Source organism: Drancourtella massiliensis, assembly GCF_016900655.1.
Taxonomy (GTDB): Bacteria; Bacillota; Clostridia; order Lachnospirales; family Lachnospiraceae; genus Sellimonas; species Sellimonas catena.
Genome location: NZ_JACJKH010000007.1, coordinates 1 through 16702 on the forward strand (window position 1 = coordinate 1; position 16702 = coordinate 16702).

At 44.7% G+C, this 16702-nt stretch carries 17 protein-coding genes; 3 read left to right on the forward strand and 14 right to left on the reverse strand.

Translation table 11 applies throughout. From position 1 onward, the window contains the following. Positions 1 to 63: 63 nt before the first annotated feature. Positions 64 to 222 (reverse strand): cysteine-rich KTR domain-containing protein, encoded by a 159-nt coding sequence (locus tag H6A32_RS05145; protein WP_204863881.1) that lies wholly within the window; start codon positions 220 to 222, stop codon positions 64 to 66. A 400-nt stretch (positions 223 to 622) separates the two neighbouring features. Here H6A32_RS05145 and H6A32_RS05150 point away from each other — a divergent pair, with 400 nt between their 5' ends. The 3 genes from H6A32_RS05150 (at position 623) to H6A32_RS05160 (ending at position 3042) form a co-directional block, all read left to right on the forward strand. Then, a complete protein-coding gene (locus H6A32_RS05150) occupies positions 623 to 1426 on the forward strand; it encodes a helix-turn-helix domain-containing protein (RefSeq protein WP_002334816.1) in 804 nt (267 codons plus the stop codon). 28 nt (positions 1427 to 1454) lie between these two features. Further along, complete coding sequence (locus H6A32_RS05155; RefSeq protein ID WP_001071501.1) at positions 1455 to 2000, forward strand: AAA family ATPase; 546 nt, start codon at positions 1455 to 1457, stop codon at positions 1998 to 2000. Between the two features lie 175 nt (positions 2001 to 2175). Beyond that, positions 2176 to 3042, forward strand: coding sequence for an aminoglycoside 6-adenylyltransferase AadE (locus tag H6A32_RS05160; RefSeq protein ID WP_001255868.1), 867 nt, complete (start codon positions 2176 to 2178; stop codon positions 3040 to 3042). Between the two features lie 598 nt (positions 3043 to 3640). On the opposite strand, the gene H6A32_RS05165 is transcribed toward H6A32_RS05160, so the two are convergent. The 13 genes from H6A32_RS05165 to H6A32_RS05225 all read right to left on the reverse strand — a co-directional run bounded on the left by H6A32_RS05165 (position 3641) and on the right by H6A32_RS05225 (position 16615). Beyond that, positions 3641 to 3778 carry a helix-turn-helix domain-containing protein gene (locus tag H6A32_RS05165; protein WP_204863882.1) on the reverse strand — a complete coding sequence of 46 codons (138 nt, stop codon included), beginning with the start codon at positions 3776 to 3778 and terminating at the stop codon, positions 3641 to 3643. A 119-nt stretch (positions 3779 to 3897) separates the two neighbouring features. Then, on the reverse strand, positions 3898 to 4683 hold the full coding sequence (locus tag H6A32_RS05170; protein WP_204863883.1) for an ABC transporter permease subunit: 786 nt from the start codon (positions 4681 to 4683) through the stop codon (positions 3898 to 3900). Further along, on the reverse strand, positions 4680 to 5561 hold the full coding sequence (locus tag H6A32_RS05175) for an ABC transporter ATP-binding protein (protein ID WP_204863884.1): 882 nt from the start codon (positions 5559 to 5561) through the stop codon (positions 4680 to 4682). Before H6A32_RS05175 ends, H6A32_RS05170 begins: the two co-directional genes overlap by 4 nt. 3 nt (positions 5562 to 5564) lie before the next feature. Further along, positions 5565 to 6191: a TetR/AcrR family transcriptional regulator gene (locus H6A32_RS05180; RefSeq protein WP_204863885.1), complete on the reverse strand. Its 627-nt coding sequence runs from the start codon at positions 6189 to 6191 to the stop codon at positions 5565 to 5567. A gap of 224 nt (positions 6192 to 6415) precedes the next feature. Beyond that, complete coding sequence (locus H6A32_RS05185; protein WP_140398848.1) at positions 6416 to 6619, reverse strand: hypothetical protein; 204 nt, start codon at positions 6617 to 6619, stop codon at positions 6416 to 6418. A gap of 349 nt (positions 6620 to 6968) precedes the next feature. Further along, positions 6969 to 7448 carry a 23S rRNA (pseudouridine(1915)-N(3))-methyltransferase RlmH gene (rlmH, locus tag H6A32_RS05190; protein WP_087167998.1) on the reverse strand — a complete coding sequence of 160 codons (480 nt, stop codon included), beginning with the start codon at positions 7446 to 7448 and terminating at the stop codon, positions 6969 to 6971. A gap of 37 nt (positions 7449 to 7485) precedes the next feature. Then, entirely contained in the window at positions 7486 to 8526 is a 1041-nt protein-coding gene (locus H6A32_RS05195; protein WP_118635579.1) for an acyltransferase, read from the reverse strand. A 21-nt stretch (positions 8527 to 8547) separates the two neighbouring features. After that, positions 8548 to 10590, reverse strand: a complete 2043-nt coding sequence (locus H6A32_RS05200; RefSeq protein ID WP_346342247.1) for a HelD family protein — start codon at positions 10588 to 10590, stop codon at positions 8548 to 8550. Between the two features lie 30 nt (positions 10591 to 10620). Next, positions 10621 to 11562: a ketopantoate reductase family protein gene (locus H6A32_RS05205; protein WP_204863886.1), complete on the reverse strand. Its 942-nt coding sequence runs from the start codon at positions 11560 to 11562 to the stop codon at positions 10621 to 10623. A gap of 174 nt (positions 11563 to 11736) precedes the next feature. Then, positions 11737 to 12900 (reverse strand): iron-containing alcohol dehydrogenase, encoded by a 1164-nt coding sequence (locus tag H6A32_RS05210; RefSeq protein ID WP_191426795.1) that lies wholly within the window; start codon positions 12898 to 12900, stop codon positions 11737 to 11739. A 97-nt stretch (positions 12901 to 12997) separates the two neighbouring features. After that, entirely contained in the window at positions 12998 to 14383 is a 1386-nt protein-coding gene (gene gltA / locus H6A32_RS05215) for an NADPH-dependent glutamate synthase (RefSeq protein WP_087252034.1), read from the reverse strand. Between the two features lies 1 nt (position 14384). Beyond that, positions 14385 to 15275, reverse strand: a complete 891-nt coding sequence (locus tag H6A32_RS05220) for a sulfide/dihydroorotate dehydrogenase-like FAD/NAD-binding protein (RefSeq protein WP_087168003.1) — start codon at positions 15273 to 15275, stop codon at positions 14385 to 14387. A 158-nt stretch (positions 15276 to 15433) separates the two neighbouring features. Beyond that, positions 15434 to 16615, reverse strand: a complete 1182-nt coding sequence (locus tag H6A32_RS05225; protein ID WP_087168004.1) for an iron-containing alcohol dehydrogenase — start codon at positions 16613 to 16615, stop codon at positions 15434 to 15436. Between the last annotated feature and the right edge of the window lie 87 nt (positions 16616 to 16702).

Sequence of the window (16702 nt, forward strand, 5' to 3'; positions counted from 1 at the left end):
TACTTTGTATTCATGGTCATATTTACGTGCCACTTTGAATGCCTCCTTATTCTCTTGGTTTTATTATGAAATCCTTGAGAATAAGCTGTCAACTTTTTTTATACCACACCATTTACATTTAGGGCAGAAAAGAGGAAAATTTCTTAATACCGTATTATAAAATACTTGAACCCTCGTCTTTCCGTTACAAATTGGACATTTTATCCAATATTTTTCAAGCATAATATTTCTCCTTTTGTGCAAAAAAATACAGGTCAATTCTCAACATGAGCATTATCTCTCATGCGTTCCCTCCATTTTGCTTTCCGTTGCCGTTCTCCCCGAAAAGGTTTCCTGCCCCATTCCTGCGGCGTGTTCCGGCGTTGGCACGCTCCTCGCAACTTCGGGACATTTTGTCCCGAAGTCCGACTCCTTGCGGTGCTTCCCCAGCCGGGGTATTCCTTTTCGGACGGTCATTCTGTTTTCAAGGTGCCGTCCATCGATGAACTACCCTAAGTCTACACGAAAAAAATGCAATTCCCGGAATATTGCGAGAATTGCATTTTGATGAAGTTTACACTTTGGAAATTGCATTTTTGCAATCATTCTGTATAATGGAAGTATGCGGAGGAGGTGCGTATCTATGGCTTTACCCGGAACGCCCGGACAGCGGATTTCCGATTTATGCAACGGGAACCACATCACACAAAAGGAACTTGCGGAGAAGATAGGCGTTTCCGCTTCCCAGTTGAGCCGCATTGTCAGCGGCGAAACAAGAACGGTCAGCAGTGATATTCTCATAGGTGTGGCAAAGGAATTTAAGGTATCGACAGACTACATACTGGGCTTGTCTACCGTGAGCGTTCGTAAAAGCTACGATATTTCTGAATTAGGCTTGTCCGAGGGAGCCGTGAGGGGGCTTGTGACGGGTGCTGTTGATGTGCAAATCCTCAACCGCCTGTTGGAACACAGGAATTTTCCTAAGCTGATAGATTTGATACGGATTTATTTTCAGGATACGGCGGCAAAGGGCATAACAGCAAGAAACCAGCTTATCGAGATGGCAACGGCTTCCCTGTCCGACCTGATGAAAGAACACCCGGAACACCGGGCAGAAGCGAAGCAGGATTTACAGCTTTTGAACGCCCAAAAGATAGGGGAACATGAAGCGGAGATTGAAAAAATCAAAAATGTGTTCCTGGCTATCCTGCGGGACATTAAGAAAGACATTGACAACGGGGAACAGCCGGGAGAAGCTGTGACCGCCGCTATGTTCCAAGCCATGCGGGACGCACTGGCGGAACAGAAACAAAAACCACTTTCCATTGACGATGTAACGGCGATGATAGCTGGACAGATCGGACAGCTTACACCGATGGATAAAGAAACTGTTGAAATGTTCCAGCAGTTTGCGAAGAAGATGATTGAGCAGGCAGGAACAAAGTGATAAATTTGAATTGTGAGGGAAAATACAGATGAATCAAGGAAGAATTATTGTGATTACAGGCTCACCGGGGACAGGAAAAACAACAACTGCGTCAATTGTCGCAAAGGAATCAGATATGGATAAATCAGTGCATATGCACACCGATGACTTTTTTCATTACTTAAGCAAAGGCGCAATACCACCACATTTGCCAGAATCCAACGAGCAAAATCTGGTTGTCATTGAAGCCTTTTTAGAAGCTGCAAAGCGATATGCTCGTGGCGGATATGATGTAATTGTAGATGGGATTGTCGGGCCATGGTTTTTGGAGCCATGGAAAGCTCTTGCCCAAGAAGATTACGAGGTACACTATATTGTATTAAGAGCGAGTAAAAAAGAAACTATGAAGCGAGCTGTGGAACGCTCAAAATTAGATAGAAAAACAAATATTGAATTAGTGGAAACAATGTGGGAGCAATTTTCCGGTTTGGGAGTATATGAATCAAATGTCATAGACACAACTACATTCACAATTAAAGATACGGTTTCCGCAATAAAAGAAAGAGTTGCATGTGGGACGTCTTTACTATCTTAGACATTCCCATTTGTCAGGAAGATAGCAAAGCCAGCCGAGCCAGTCAACGGTCAAGATGAACGGCGCATTTCATGCGCCGCCGTTGACAGTCCCGCCCGTCTTTGCTAAAGGGTAATCAAGGCGGGAAAGCCCTAAAATGGCTTCACACCTATTTCAATAATTGGAGGAGATAAAAATGAGATCAGAAAAGGAAGTTTATGATATTGTTTTGAATTTTGCAAAAACAGACAAACGCATTCGCATGGTTACTTTGGAAGGATCTAGAACAAATACAAATATTCCGCCTGATGATTTTCAGGATTTTGATATTACTTTTTTTGTTACGGATATGGACAGCTTCACAAGTGATGATAAATGGCTAGATATATTTGGTGAAAGGTTGATTCTGCAAAAGCCGGAAGATATGGAATTATTTCCAGCTGTAGAAAAGGGATTTTCATATTTAATGCTGTTTACTGATGATGTTAAGATAGATTTAACTTTGCTGCCGCTGGAACTGATAGACGAGTATTTTACATGGGATAAACTGGTAAAGTTACTGTTGGATAAAGACAACCGTATCGTAAAGCCGCCAATACCAACGGATATAGACTACCACTTGCAGAAGCCTACTCAAAGAATGTTTGACGATTGCTGTAATGAATTTTGGAATACTACAACATATGTAGTAAAGGGCTTATGCCGCAAAGAAATTCTTTTTGCTATTGACCATATGAATGATATAGTACGAAAAGAATTGCTTCGCATGATTTCCTGGCTGATTGGTATCAAACAGGGATTTCATTTCAGTTTGGGAAAAAACTATAAATTTATGAAGCAATATGTCCCAGAGGAATTGTGGGAACGACTTATGTCCACTTATAATATGGATTCCTATCCCCATATGTGGGAATCCTTTGAACAATGTATGGCATTGTTCCGGGAGGTTTCGTCAGAAGTGGCATGCCAGTTGGATTACCAGTATCCACTATATGATGAAAAAATCAGTAATTATGTGATTCGGCAAAAGAAAAAATATGGCATTGAAGATGATAACAAATAAAATTTTTTCAATCGAAAAAATTTATTTTGATTATTCAATTTTGAAAAACTGAATACCTCAAAATCAGAAAGAGAGCGGCCAAGCACTTTGAGGGATTGGCCGCCTTGTCCACCCATCCAGCGGGGCGGCGGACGGCGGTCAAGACCGGGTGCAAACCCGTTCATTTCAGTCTTGACGGTTGCCCGCTGTCCTGCTATTTTTCCGGGAGTGTGGCCACAACTTCGGGACACTTTGTCCACAAGTCAGAGCGTAGGACGAAGAACGGGGGTGTTCATATACGCCCTGTCTGCTGTCGAAAACAGACCTGCGCTTGCGGCTCCACGCCACACAAGCACAGCCCTGTTTTCCTGCCGCTTCAAATGCCCTTGCCCTCCCCAGCGGCAACGGCATTTTCACGGCAACGCCGACAGAGCGTATAACACACTACACTTTGCTTCGCAAAGTCGTGTGCCAAATGGGGGCGTTGCCCCCTTTGGAAACCCCCACAAGAAAAGGCGGTACGCTACCCCTCCACGGGGCGCATACCGCCTTTTCTTGTTATCCAGCCCTCCGGCTGTATCGGTTGAGCAAAAGTCCGCGTGGGATTGGTGTGGTATCTTTATCTAAGTGATACCCCTGTTTCCCATCTGGATACTGTTCTGCTGGATACATTTAATGCTTCTGCCAGCACTTCTTGCGTGATATTTTTTTCTTTACGCAGCGTTTTCAAAAACTGACCTGTCTTTTTCTGATCCATTCACCATACCTCCTTGAGTAACAGAGTATGTCAAAAGTCCGATTATTTACACGACACAAAGTGAGAAAATGCCGTATTTTCAACCCGACACGCTTGTCTGGATGTCTCAAATCCGTTTTCTATAGAATATCTTTCCTATTGTATTTCATATAGCCTGCAGCAATCCCGCATGCTCCATAGAGCATTCCCAGCACTACCATTACTCCGTCCAGGCTTATATTTGTTACAATTTCTGTACCTTCTGCGTAACCGTACGGAGAAATATACTTCAGAAATTCAGCGGATTCAGATATATTTGCAATAATATTAAGAAAATAGAGTATAATCGCAAGTCCAAGACCGACTCCCAGACTTCCTTTCCGCAGAAAGGCTGAAATACCGAAACATATGGACGCAATCTCTATCTGCAATAGAACATAGGCCAGATGAAGCAGGAGAATCTCTTTCCAGGGAATATCTTCCCCCACCGCATAAATGGAGATTATTGAGATGAGCAGTACAAAGGCATTGAGGACCATAATCTGAAAAAATAACGCCGCAAGTTTTCCGCTCATGATTCGTGTCCGGCTGACCGGGTGGGTCAGAAGGAATTCTGCCGTATGCCCTTTTTCTTCTTTAGACAGCATTGAGATCCCGCACATGGCGGCATACAAAGCTCCTCCAAGTCCAAGGATATTTCCACATTCAATAGCGTAGAAACCGGTCAAGGTACCAAAGCTTACCTGATCCATGCCAAAGGCAGCACTGAAATTTCCCATGGTCGAAAAAACGTCACTGACCTGATCCATTTCTCCCTTCATCTCTGGAAATAAAAAAACACATACCGCAAAAAGAAATGCGATGGATACAGTCCATATAATCAGAGCTGTCCGGCCCTGACGCAGTTCATGTCTGAAGATTGTCATACCTGTTCCTCTCCTTCCGTATAATAATGAAGAAAAATCTCTTCCAGATCCGGTTCAGATATGCTAAGATCCATAATTCGCTGCCGGCTAAGTCTGTCCAGAAGCAGATTGATATCATCACTGTACAGAAAACTGGTGGAGTCATCAGCCTTCTGCAGATCCCGTACATCCGGCAGACCGGAAGGGTCAAAATTTCCCCGGACAGAAATCCGTTTTGCGTTTGTACGTGCCAGTTCCTCCACACTTCCGGAAGCTATAATTCTGCCCTCCCGTATAATCGCAGCCCGGCCGCAAAAGCGCTGGACTTCGGAGAGGATATGTGAGGAAAGGAATACTGTCATGCCCTTCTTGTTTCTTTCCTTCAGTATTTCAAAGAATTCCCGCTGCATCAGAGGATCCAGCCCTCCGGTTGGTTCATCCAGAATGCAGAGTCTTGGATCATGCTGCAGGGCACAGATAACAGCCAGTTTCTTCCTGTTTCCAAACGAAAGCTCGCCGATCCGTCGAGAAGGATCCAGCTGCAGACGCTCGCACAGATCAGCGGATACTTTCCGGCAGTCTTTCCGGTGCAGCTCCGCCGAAAGGCGGATCAGATCCCGGCCTCGCATATCTGGATAGAAAACCGCTTCTGAGGGAAGATAACCGATCTCAGACAGAATCTGTTCTTTTTCTTTGGAAATATCCTTTTCCAGTACCCATGCGCTGCCATGAGTTTTCTGTATCAGTCCCATCAGAATACGGATCGTCGTACTTTTTCCGGCTCCATTTGGACCAATAAATCCAAAGAATTCACCCTCACATACCTCCAGATCAAGATCGACAATTCCCCGGGACCTTCCATAATATTTCGTAAGCCCCTCTGTTCGTATTGCGTTCATCATTTAACCCTTCTTTCTCAGATATATCTTTTTCCAGAATGCAATCATTTCCCGGAAGTCCACTTCTATTTTTTCGATGTCCTCTTCTGTCTGCAGAGAACCCTTCTTCTGTAGTTCCCACAGATATCCCTCTGAGACAAGATACATTTCCCTGAGAATTCTCTCAGGCTCCACGCCCTCAACAAACTGATCCGGCTCCAGATTAGCCCACGACGGGGCAGCTTTCATAGAAATCAATCTGGCATAGCTCTTCTCGATTTCCGTTTGAATAGAAGGATCGGTTTCATAAAAGGCACGGATCACATAGTTCCCCATTAAGGGATATTTTTTCATAATATGCATTTTTGCCCTTAATCCCCGTTCCATCATTTCAAACAGATCTCTGCGGTCATAACATCCATAAGCCGTCATTGTAGAAATAGAAATTCTGCCGCAGGTCGTCCAGAGAAACATATAAAATTTTTTCTTATTTTGAAAATAGTGAAAAAGAAGCGACTTACTGATTCCTGCTGCATCAGCGACCTCCTGCATCGGACTCTTTTTATAACTGTTCTGTGAGAATACCCGATAGCCGGCATTGATAATTGCCTGTTGCTTTTCCTTTGGCAGACTATAAAACTTTTCGTTCATGAATCCTCCTTTTGACCAACTTGGTTAATTTTTATTATATATAGTTGACCATTTTTGAGAAGACCTTATTCTGTATTTTTTCAAAGAAATATAAAAGATACCATCCTCTGCGCATACAAAAAAGAGCAGAACATTACCTGTCCACTCTCTTCTAAACTGCGTCTTAAGATCCACTCCTTCAAATTACAGCCACCTCTATATTCAAGATTTCTTTTTGCCATCTGTTATCCGTGTTTCCTTTTTGCTCTTTCTTTCTCTAATATTGTAATCGCAAATATCGCTATGGAAAATCCAAGAATGCAGATTGCTGTTCCGCTAAATGAAATAGCAGAATTTATAAATCCCGTAATCCCATTTACCACAGATAAAATAATTAAACCTATACATATTGCTAATGCCGCCTTCGATATTGTTGTATAATTCTTCATTTCCATCACCTTTCAATTAGCAAACTAACTCTCGCACAAAAATCTTAGTTCTTAACAGACACTATTCTTTACTCTGTATCACCTATATTTATCCTTGGTAAAAGTAATAGTAAAACATTAATACAACCAGTGCCATTATAAAAGGAACAATAATTATCAGCCAATACGAAAAATGCTTCTTTTCAGCTTCATTGATTGTATATTTGTACTCATCTTCCGTGACTTCCGATTTTAATTTTTGTAACTCAATATTTGTCAACCAAAAGTTGCGTATAATCCACTCCTTTTCCAAATACTTTACATGCCTTATTACTTCCCACCATATCACACCCAAGTGCGAAAACCGCACTTATTTGTGATATGGTTCTCCATTGATAATCCGATATCCTCTGTAAATCTGTTCCAGCAGTACTACCCGCATGAGCTGATGCGGGAATGTCATCTTCGAGAAACTTAATGCAAAGTCTGAACGCTTCAGAACTTCTTTTCCCAGTCCGATAGAGCCTCCGATCACAAAGGCGATGCTGCTGGTTCCCTGTACACCGAGCTGTTCGATCTTTTTTGCAAATTCTTCCGATGTCAGCATTTTCCCTGCAATTTCCAACGTAATCACATACATATCGTCCCGAATGTACTTTAAAATCCGCTCCCCTTCTTTATCACGGATGCTTTCTTCCACCGCTTCACTAGCCTGATCCGGTGTCTTCTCGTCAGCCACTTCAATGATCTCCAGCTTGCAGTATCGCGAAAGCCGCTTGCTGTATTCTGCGATGGCATCTTTCAGATATTTCTCTTTGATTTTTCCTACAGTAATCAGTGTTATTTTCACGTTGTTCTCCTTTTTCTCTTTTACTCCAATGCTCCATTTACGGAACGATGTATTTCAATACCGGAATCTTTTTCAAAATCAATACCAGTACCACACAGATTCCATAGATCACAAACGGCATAACAAGCCGCCACCACCCGGACTCCATACTGAGGCCCGTCGCATCCTGGAGGATACGGAAAACGATCATATGCATCAGATAGACACCAAATCCGGTTCCGGCAAGAGTAGTGACAATCCGGCGGATCTTCGGAGTATTTTCCAGCTTGTCCCATGGTCCGTATTTCGCCGCTACAAAGACTCCGACAGCCAGAAAGACCGCCGGAAATTTCATGTATCCCCAGAAAGTCTGATCCAGTCCGGCGCTTTCTGATGATCCAAGAATCGTACTTCCAAACCGGATTCCTGCCCCTGCAAGGCCAAGGATATAGAAAAGAATTCTTGTCTTTCGTGTCATGTCAGTCGTTGCAAGCAGATACCCGAGAATGACATATAGAATATATCCGCCTGCCACAGGGATCTGTATTGATCCGTTCATCGGGATCTGAAACACAATACAGCAGACCGGGTAAACAGAATAAACCAAAAACGCCAGCCCCGCCATATAAAGCAGAATATGCTTGTAATCTTTCAAAAGCGACAGTACCGGCATGGAAAGGTAAACCATAAACAGCGGAATGAAAAACCAGTACACATTCTCGGCTGTTGTATTGGTAAACAGGCTGACGATACTGGACAAACCCGGCTCGAATTCCATCTGTTGAAACTGGATTTTGTATGCCAGACTGATCAGCGTCCATGCGGCAAATGGAATCCCTGTCTTCAAAAACCTCTTTTTGAAGAAGACTCTGGTCAGATATTTATCCCGGTAGTCCAGAAGCGTCGCTCCGGATATCATAAAATAGACCGGAACCGCCCAGTATGCAATCGTTTCGATCACCATGCTCTGTCTCCATGCGGCTGTATCGGAATACTGGTGCGCAATCCCGTTGCAATGCATAAAAATCACGCACAGACATGCAAGTATATTTAAAATATCAATATACAATAATCGTTTTTTCTGTTGTGTTTTCCCCATTCCTTTTTCCTCCGTCCGGAATCAGACTCTGTACACGTAAAGCTCATGCAGTGCTCTCGTAGCGCAGATGTACTCTGCCTGTCTGGTCAGGCCCGTCTGCTCCTTACAAGCCGCAGTAAATACCTGATCAAATTCCAGACCTTTGGCCATGTAAAACGTTGTAACCGTCAGACCGCGTCCGAATCTGGAGCTGTCCCGGTCAATATAATGAACCTGATCTGTCTTTTCCCGGATGTTCTCATAAATCTCTTTTGCTTCCTGTTCTGTCATGGTAAGCACCGCCGCTGTCTCATAGCCGTCCGGTCCGGTTTTTACCTGTTTCAGAATCTGAGAGGTACGTTCTTCCCCGGATGAGAACTCTGCTTCTTCCACCGCCTTTCCATGCCGGTCCAGAAGCTCTGTCTCTTTGATGCCGCCGAGTGTTTCTGCATATCTGGCAATCTCCACGGTATTGCGGTAGCTTTTGTTCATCTCGATCTTTCTGAGGTGTTTTCCCAGGATCTGCGGAAGAAATTGTGTCACATCATTTTGCTCTTCCTCCATCGTCTGCGCCCGGTCTCCCAGAATCGTCATCGGACAGGAAAATAGAAGGGAGAGAATCGTATACTGCAGGTAGGAATAGTCCTGCATTTCATCCACTACCAGATGCCGGATCTGGTCCTGTCTTCCGGCCCCTTCAAGTCGGTATTTTAAATACAGCATCGGATAGACATCCTCATAAGAAAGATATCTTCTGTCATACGGGACATCCGGAAGCAGAGGAAGTCCCTGTTCTTCCAGAAACCAGTTATAGATCTTATAGACATCCACTGTCGTATACATGGCATTAAACTTCGTCCGCAGCTTCTCCACCTCTTCTTCCGACAGTTCCGTACTGTATCTGGTTTCGTATTCATCTACAAAATATTCCATGATTGCTCCCATCCTCGCAAGGACAGGAACTTCCTGGAATTTGAAATAAAAGAGGCGGATCATCTCTTCCTCTGTCTTTTCCAGGCCACGGAAATGAACACCCTTCAGATTGACAAGCCATTCTTCGAGCTGTGCCAGAAATCCTTCCATCGCTCCAATACAGTCTCTGGACTGCTTCCACTGACAGCGTTTCCATTCTGCTTCGTCCATTCCTGCAAGCCGGTGCTCGATTTGATGATACCGGTCTTCACAATCCGGAACAATCTTTTTCAGCTCCCGGTACGCAAACAGATCCAGACTCATTTCCCGGATATTCTCTTCTCCGAGTTCCGGAAGGATATGGGAAATGTAATCGGAAAATACACTGTTCGGTGAAAGCACCAGTATACTTGACGATTTCAGGTGCTTCCGGTCATGGTATAAAAGATAGGCGATCCGGTGGAGAGCCACCGACGTTTTCCCGCTGCCGGCTGCTCCCTGAATCATAAGGATCTTGTCGTTGGTATTCCGGATAATCGCATTCTGCTCTTTCTGAATCGTCCGGACAATATTTTTCAGCTGTACATCGCTGTTTGTTCCAAGCTCCTGCTTTAGAATCTCATCATCGATTTTGACATCGCTTTCAAATCCATAGACCAGTTTTCCTCTTCGGATCTTATACTGCCACTTGGATGTGATTTCTCCCTCCAGCTTTCCTGCCGGTGCTTCGTAAAAGGCCGGTCCTTTATCATAATCATAAAACAGGCCGCTTACCGGAGCTCTCCAGTCATAAATCAACGGAATTTTTCCTGCTTCTTCTGCAAAATTCCCGATTCCAATGTAAAATACTTCCGGCTCATCGTCTCCGTCATAGCAGAAATCCACTCTGCCGAAAAAAGGAGAATCCAACATTTTTTCGTATCTCGCCTTCAGACGCAGAGAATCCTGATTCGCATTGACACGCTGAAGAAGAGCCTGCTGATTATCATAATCTTCGTAGCCATACTGGTCCATCTCTGTATAATTTTCCCAGTAATATTCATGCATACTCTCGATGTCTTTCTGCCCGGCTGTAATCTCCTCGTTCATCTGTGCAATTTTCTTTGTCAGTTTTTCTTTGATTTCATCTAAAAAGTTCATACCTTCCAATGTTGTTTCCTTCTTTGCTGTCACGTTTCCTACCTCATTTTCTAATTTCAGTCTCTAGTCTGCCTTCCCTTTTATTTTTTCTTTTAATCCATCATAAAACTGTTCTGAAAGCGGAACCGGCACTCCAAGCTCTTTTGCCGTCTTAATCAGGTATCCTCCGAATGTCTCAAATTCGGATGGGCGTCCCGCTTCCACATCCCGCTTCAGGGAACTGGTAGATCCTTCATTCAGCCCCAGAAATCTCGTATATTCTTCATCAATATAATGTTCCCTGATGTGAACTCCGGCTGCTTCTGCCACAGCCAGTGCCTCCTCAAGTAATGTATGAAATTCTCTTCTTCTGTCTTCGTGGTCACGGATATTCTCCACAGTTTCCAGATAATACGCCGTAATGACGTTGTAAGCACAATTAAAAATATACTTCTCCCACACCGCCTGTCTGACATCCTCGTATACTTCGCAGTCGATTCCCGCCGTCTGGAGAACTCTGAAAGCCTCCTGCGCTGCTTCCTTCTCCTTCGGATCAGACGCTCCAAGGATAATTTTTGTATATTGTCCAAGCTGTGTGATGGAATAATCTTTATTTGCGGCGGCAGTCGTGTAGATTACGGAATCTACGACCAGTCCTTTTCCCAGATACTCCCGCACCCTCTGTGCAGTGTCCGCGCCGTTCATCACAGGCACAATGATCGTATGTTCATCCACACAGGAAGCAAGAGTGCTGCATACTTCCTCCAGCGCATAGGTCTTGACACAGAGAAAAATCAGATCCTGTACCGCTCCTGCTTCTGACGCGCTCTCCAGGACGGCTGCGGCTCTGGTTACCATTTCCCCGTTATAATCACTGTGAAGCACTACTCCATGCTCTCTGAGAGCCTCTCCACGTTTTCCTCTTGCAATCAGTGTCAGGTTACTATATTTCTGTCCGGTCATCCCGGCGAGGTATCCGCCTACGCCTCCAATACCGACGATCATCATCTTTTTTTCTTCCATCATTCAAGCCACCTCTTGTATTATATGTATCTTATTATTATACCCTATTTTCTTTCTCTTTCCAAGAAAAAAGGCCGAAACTTCCGGTCCTTTGCAGAATAACAAGAAAGACACGGAAGTTTGCAGCTGTTCTCAAAGCTTCCGTGTCTCCTTTTACATCTCATTCTGTTTTTCCTGCTACAGTGCCTCCAGATAAATCCGGCGTACCTCTTCCTCGGTAAATACTTTCGGATGATTCTGAATGCCGGCTGCGGAAACTTTAAATGCATTTTTAGTCATCCATTCCACGTCTTCCGCAAGCACTCCTTCTCTGGAAAGGGTCGTGCGAAGATCGAGGCAATCCAGAAGATGTTCAATCACACTCACACAGTCATTCTCGTTTGTTCCTCCCAGGCATTTGGAAATCACTGCAAATTTCTCCGGCGCCGCATCGATTGTCCTGCGGTAAATGACAGGAGTCAGAGCAGCAAGTCCTCTTCCATGGGTGATATTGCGCATACCGCTTGCCGGATGTTCCAGACCATGCGGTGCTGTTACTCCTGCCTGATGAATCACCATGCCTCCATAGGTACTTGCAAGAGAAACCGCGCTCCATGCATCCATATTCATTTTGGACGGTTCTGTCATCCCCTGCTTTTTCTCCTCGTAAATTGTCAGCAGGTTATTCCCGATCAGTCGGATACCTTCCAGTGCAGTAATTTCCGTGATCGGGTCACAGATCTTGCTCAGATAAGCTTCCATACAATGGCAGAGTGCATCAAATCCAACGGATGCCAGAACAGAAGCCGGCATTGTCGTCATCAGTTCCGGATCAATGATGGATGCCTTTGCAATAACCGCGTTATCCCGAAGAGACTTCTTGTCTTTTGTCTCATCCTCTGTCAGAACCGCAAAGCAGTTTCCTTCGCTTCCGGTTCCGCATGTCGTCGGAACAAGAATCAGCGGAAGGGCTTTGTCTCCTTTTTTTATCCCGTAAATATAGTCAAAAATATTTCCTTCATTGCAGGCGGCAAATGCCACTGCCTTACTGCAGTCCATAATGCTTCCGCCTCCCAGGCCGACAATCACATCACAACCTTCTTCTTTCGCAACAGCTGCACCCTTCATGGCTGTAGAGGCAAGGGGATTTGGCTCCGCCTTGTCAAAGATCACGACTTCCAGGCCCTCTTTTTCCAGAAGCGCCTTTGCCCGGTCCAGAAGCCCGGTTCGCTTTGTACTGTTCTGTCCTGTAACAATCATTGCCTTGCGCCCGTATTTTGCAGTCTCCTTTCCCAGCTCTTCTGTCTTTCCGGCACCAAAAATCAGATTGACCGGAAGATAATGGTTAAATTGTGTCAGCATCTCGTTTCCTCCTGTTTTCCGCGCAGAAGATAAAATGGGACCGCAGATTCATATCTACAGCCCCATTGCTATCTTCGCTTCTCTATTTCTGTCGGTTTTATTTGTCTTTTAAGTATTCGTGGATACCTTTTGCTCCGGCTTTTCCTGCACCCATGGCAAGGATAACCGTTGCCGCACCTGTTACAGCATCTCCACCGGCATAAACACCTTCTTTAGATGTCTTACCGAACTCTTCGTCTGCAACGATGCACTGCCACTTGTTGACTTCCAGGCCTTCTGTTGTAGAAGAAATCAGCGGGTTCGGGGAAGTTCCAAGAGACATGATGACAGTATCAACATCCATCTCAAACTCAGATCCTTCAATGACAACCGGGCGTCTTCTTCCGGATGCGTCCGGCTCACCGAGTTCCATTCTTACACACTTCATACCTTTTACCCATCCGTCTTCTGTCACGATTTCAGTCGGGTTTGTCAGAAGGTCAAAGATAACTCCTTCTTCTTTTGCATGATGAACTTCTTCCACACGGGCTGGAAGCTCTTCTTCACTTCTTCTGTACACAATGTGTACTTCTGCTCCAAGACGAAGTGCTGTTCTCGCTGCATCCATTGCAACGTTTCCACCACCGATTACGGCTACTTTCTTTCCTGCAACAATCGGAGTATCGTAGCTGTCATCGAAAGCTTTCATCAGGTTGCTTCTTGTCAGGTACTCATTTGCGGAGAAGACACCGTTTGCTGTCTCACCCGGAATACCCATAAATTTCGGAAGTCCTGCACCGGACCCGATAAATACGGCCTCAAATCCTTCTTCTTCGATCAGCATATCAATCGTTGTGGATTTACCGATTACAACGTTTGTTTCAAATTTAACACCGAGTTCTTTTACTTTCTCGATCTCTTTTGCAACAACTTTCTGTTTTGGAAGACGGAATTCCGGAATACCGTATACAAGTACACCGCCCAGTTCATGGAGTGCTTCGAATACAGTCACATCGTATCCCATCTTAGCAAGGTCGCCTGCGCATGTCAGGCCGGCCGGTCCGGAACCGATTACGGCAACTTTGTGTCCGTTTTTCACTTCTGCTCCAACCGGTTTGATGTCATGTTCCAGAGCGTAGTCCGCAACAAATCTCTCCAGTTTACCGATGGAAACCGGCTCGCCTTTAATACCGCGGATACATTTTCCTTCGCACTGTGTCTCCTGAGGACATACACGTCCGCAGATAGCCGGAAGTGCCGATGAAAGACCGATTGTCTTATATGCGCCCTCAAAATCGCCTTCTTTTACTTCTTTGATGAATGCCGGGATATTGATTGCTACCGGGCATCCCTGAATACATTTCGCATTTTTGCAGTTGATGCAGCGGGAAGCTTCTTCCATGGCTTCTTCTGCATTATATCCTAAACATACTTCTTCAAAGTTTGTAGCTCTCACCTTTGGATCCTGTTCACGGACCGGTACTTTCTTTAATACGTCTCCCATTTTAATTGTCACCTCCACAATTTCCACATCCGCCGTGATGTGTATTGCCTTCCTGCAGTCTCAGCATTGCTCTTCCTTCTTCTGTTCTGTACATCTGCTGTCTCTTCATCGCTTCGTCAAAGTCTACAAGATGACCATCAAATTCCGGACCGTCTACGCATGCGAACTTCACTTCGTCGCCTACGTGCAGACGGCATGCACCGCACATTCCGGTACCGTCAACCATGATCGGGTTCATGCTGACGATCGTCGGAATTCCCAGATCCTTTGTCATGAGGCATGTGAATTTCATCATGATCATCGGTCCGATTGCAACACAGACATCATAATGCTTTCCTTCCTCTTTTACAAGCTTCTCCACCATGGAAGTAACCATGCCGGCATGTCCGTAGCTTCCATCGTCTGTGCAGACATAAACGTTACCTGCTACTGCCTTCATCTCTTCTTCCATGATTACAAGATCTTTTGTCTTTGCACCGATGATGACATCTGCATCAACGCCGTGCTCATGCAGCCATTTTACCTGCGGGTATACAGGCGCAGTTCCAAGACCGCCTGCCACGAACAGGATTTTTTTATTCTTTAATGTTTCCGGATCTTCGGAAATGAACTCGGACGGACGTCCAAGCGGTCCTGTGAAATCACGGAAATATTCTCCTTCTTTATACTCTGCCATTTTCTTAGTGGATGCTCCAACCACCTGTACTACAATTGTGATCGTTCCCTTTTCTCTATCGTAGTCACAAATTGTAAGCGGGATTCTCTCACCTTTTTCATCCATTTTTACAATGACAAACTGCCCCGGCTCGCAATGGCGCGCAACACGAGGAGCTTCCACATCCATGAGAAAAATATTTTCTGCAAGGTCTTTTGCTTTTAAAATTTTGTACATCTCCCATGCCTCCTAATTGTTATACTTTAATTATCATAAGATATTGTTCATAAAATATCAAGTAAATTCTTACAGGGAAACTGTTTTTTTCGATAAGGAATTCACAATTTCGCCAAAAGGAAACCGCCGCTTCCGAAAAAGCGGCGGTCATACGGTATTTAGAAGTCTACCTCTGTTCCGTAATATGTACATGTGAGAAGTTTTTCCATCTCTGCAGGTGTGATGCTTCTCGGGTTGGATCCTGTACATGCATCGCCGACTGCAAGTTCTGCGATACTGGAAAGTTTTTCTTTAAATTCTTCTTCGTTGATTCCGAATTCTTTTAATGTTTTCGGGATTCCGAGTTCTACATTGAATGCATCAATCTTTGCAACGAGGCTGTTGATTAATGCTTTTTCAGATGTTCCCGGAAGTCCCATCCTGCGTGCGATCTCTGCGTAACGTTTTGCTGCTACAGGATCTTTTGCATTGTATTTGATAACATATGGAAGATAAATTGCATTCGCGCATCCGTGCGGAATATGTCCTGTGGAGAATGCAGCTCCTGTCTTATGAGCCATAGAGTGTACAATACCAAGCAGTGCATTGGAGAATGCCATTCCGGCCAGGCACTGTGCGTAGTGCATCTGCTCTCTTGCGTCCATATCACAATGGTAGGATGCCGGCAGATAATCCAGTACCATCTCGATTGCCTGCAGTGCAAGCGGATCTGTAAATGGTCCATTCAGTGTGGAAACATAAGCCTCAATCGCATGAGTAAGAGCGTCCATTCCTGTGTAGGCAACCTGTTTTACCGGAAGTCCTGCAACAAGATCCGGGTCTACAATGGCGATATCCGGTGTGATGTTGAAGTCAGCAAGCGGATATTTTACTCCTGTCTGATAGTTTGTGATAACGGAGAATGCAGTCACCTCTGTAGCTGTACCGGATGTAGACGGAATTGCTGCAAATTTCGCTTTCTGTCTTAATTCCGGGAAGTTAAACGGTGTGCACAGATCTTCGAATGTTGTATCCGGATATTCATAGAATGCCCACATTGCTTTTGCAGCATCGATCGGTGATCCGCCGCCCATAGCAACGATCCAGTCAGGCTCGAATGCTCTCATGGCTTCTGCACCTTTCATAACTGTTTCAACAGACGGGTCCGGCTCAACTCCTTCAAAGAGCTGTACTTCCATGCCTGCCTCTTTCAGATAATTCACTGCTCTGTCGAGGAATCCCTGGCGTTTCATGGAGCCTCCTCCGACTACCAGAATGGCTTTCTTTCCTTTCAGGTTTTTCAGCTCTTCTAAACAGCCCTTACCATGGTAAATATCTCTTGGTAAACAAAATCTGCTCATTGCTTGTCTCTCCTTTTCTTCCATTGATAATTTTTTAACTATCGTTAGTATACTCCTACTTTTAAAATTTTTCAAGTTCTTTCACTT

Excerpts from the sequence above, each read along its gene's own strand:
- H6A32_RS05145 (WP_204863881.1), bottom strand. The coding sequence starts at position 222 with ATGCTTGAAAAATATTGGATAAAATGTCCAATTTGTAACGGAAAGACG.
- H6A32_RS05150 (WP_002334816.1), top strand. The coding sequence starts at position 623 with ATGGCTTTACCCGGAACGCCCGGACAGCGGATTTCCGATTTATGCAAC.
- H6A32_RS05155 (WP_001071501.1), top strand. The coding sequence starts at position 1,455 with ATGAATCAAGGAAGAATTATTGTGATTACAGGCTCACCGGGGACAGGA.
- H6A32_RS05160 (WP_001255868.1), top strand. The coding sequence starts at position 2,176 with ATGAGATCAGAAAAGGAAGTTTATGATATTGTTTTGAATTTTGCAAAA.
- H6A32_RS05165 (WP_204863882.1), bottom strand. The coding sequence starts at position 3,778 with ATGGATCAGAAAAAGACAGGTCAGTTTTTGAAAACGCTGCGTAAAGAA.
- H6A32_RS05170 (WP_204863883.1), bottom strand. The coding sequence starts at position 4,683 with ATGACAATCTTCAGACATGAACTGCGTCAGGGCCGGACAGCTCTGATT.
- H6A32_RS05175 (WP_204863884.1), bottom strand. The coding sequence starts at position 5,561 with ATGAACGCAATACGAACAGAGGGGCTTACGAAATATTATGGAAGGTCC.
- H6A32_RS05180 (WP_204863885.1), bottom strand. The coding sequence starts at position 6,191 with ATGAACGAAAAGTTTTATAGTCTGCCAAAGGAAAAGCAACAGGCAATT.
- H6A32_RS05185 (WP_140398848.1), bottom strand. The coding sequence starts at position 6,619 with ATGAAGAATTATACAACAATATCGAAGGCGGCATTAGCAATATGTATA.
- H6A32_RS05195 (WP_118635579.1), bottom strand. The coding sequence starts at position 8,526 with ATGGGGAAAACACAACAGAAAAAACGATTATTGTATATTGATATTTTA.
- H6A32_RS05205 (WP_204863886.1), bottom strand. The coding sequence starts at position 11,562 with ATGATGGAAGAAAAAAAGATGATGATCGTCGGTATTGGAGGCGTAGGC.
- H6A32_RS05210 (WP_191426795.1), bottom strand. The coding sequence starts at position 12,900 with ATGCTGACACAATTTAACCATTATCTTCCGGTCAATCTGATTTTTGGT.
- gltA (WP_087252034.1), bottom strand. The coding sequence starts at position 14,383 with ATGGGAGACGTATTAAAGAAAGTACCGGTCCGTGAACAGGATCCAAAG.
- H6A32_RS05220 (WP_087168003.1), bottom strand. The coding sequence starts at position 15,275 with ATGTACAAAATTTTAAAAGCAAAAGACCTTGCAGAAAATATTTTTCTC.
- H6A32_RS05225 (WP_087168004.1), bottom strand. The coding sequence starts at position 16,615 with ATGAGCAGATTTTGTTTACCAAGAGATATTTACCATGGTAAGGGCTGT.